Raw genomic sequence first — 1,530 nt, 5'->3', positions numbered from 1 at the left:
AGCCTCTACGGGGTGTCGGGGTGGGATCGATTCCGCCTGTACGACAAGGACAACGCCGCCGCGATCACGGCGATGGGGCGGCGCGTGATCGAGTTCACCGAGGAAGCGGCCCGCGAGATCGACCACGAGGTGACGTACGGGGACAGCGTAACCGGTAACCGGCCCGTCGTCGTTCGGGATCCGGATGGCCGAGTTCGGATCACGCCGATCGAAGACCTGTTCGCGCGCTCCGAGCGGAAGGACGACCTCCTCATCACGGCAGACGGTGGTCCAGTCGGGGGTACCTCCGTCGGGAAAGACCGCGGTACGCTCGCCGGGTGGGAGGCGCTCTCGCTCGCGGAGAACGGCGAGCCGGAATGGCAGACGATAGACGAGGTGGTCAGACACGAGGTCGACGAGTCGGTCGTCAGACTCCAGCACAAGTTCGGGGAATCGACGACGACTCGCGATCATTCGTACATCACGAACAGGGACGGCTCGTACGTCGAAGCGACACCCGAGGAGGTAGGAGAGCCGCTTCGGATTCCCGGGATCCCGGACGTCGACTCGGTGGACACGATCGATGTGTACGACGTACTCGACGGGTACACTCGGGAGTATCAGGACGGTCGAAGTGTCGGCGCCGACAACGCCGTCACAAAGACGAAATCGATCCACGCGGACGACGAGCACGTCTGGTTCGGCCACGAGAACCACGGCCAACTCGACTCCACGGTGAAGGTCCAGCGGTACATCGATGTCGACGGGGATGACGGGCGGGCGCTCGTCCGCCTGCTCGCCGCATACGTCACCGAGGGAAGTGCGTCCACAGTCGAGACGACCGATTCGAAGTTCGGTGTGAGTATCTCGGAATCCCGACGTGAGTGGCTCGAAGGGCTCAAGCGCGACTACCAACGGCTGTTCGATAACGCGACCACATCGATTATCGAAGCAAACAGCTCCGACGAGCGGACTATCAACTACGAAACTGCTGCCGGCGATACAGCGGTGACCTACGACGATCGAACGAAGAAGCTCCAAATGATGAACGAACTCTCGGCGGTCTTTTTCCGGGAGTTCGCGGGACAGACCTCCCGGGGTAAACAGATCCCCTCGTTCGTCTTCCACTTGTCGGATGGCCTTCAGGAACTGTTCCTCGACGTACTCATCGAGGGAGACGGTTCACGAGAGTTCCCCCGTTACTCGGAAGAGTACTGCGAACGGAACTTCGACTTCGAGACGACGAGTCGCGAACTCGCGGCCGGCCTCTCGACGCTGCTGACCCAGCGGGGCCGCAAACACTCGCTGAAGTATCGCGACAGCAAGGGCTCGTACACCGTCCGGACGTGTGACTACTACCGGGGCGGACGTGAACCACAGCTCACAGAGGTCGACTATGACGGGTACGTCTACGACCTCAGTGTCGCGAAGAACGAGAACTTCGTCGATGGTGTCGGTGGTATCGTGCTTCACAACACCGACAGCATCATGCTCGCGCTCGGGAGCGACATCTCCACCGAGCAGGCGATCGAGCAGTCCTTCGGGATAGAG

At 61.6% G+C, this 1,530-nt stretch carries 1 pseudogene; it reads left to right on the top strand.

Annotated features, from left to right (window positions below):
- Positions 1–1,530: pseudogene (locus ACQUQ1_RS22135) on the top strand (hypothetical protein); the annotation flags it as partial.

Source organism: Halobaculum sp. EA56 (assembly GCF_051195075.1).
Lineage (GTDB): Archaea > Halobacteriota > Halobacteria > Halobacteriales > Haloferacaceae > Halobaculum.
The sequence above is the reverse complement of the archived record's forward strand: the minus strand, read 5'-3'. Positions and strand labels throughout refer to the sequence as shown.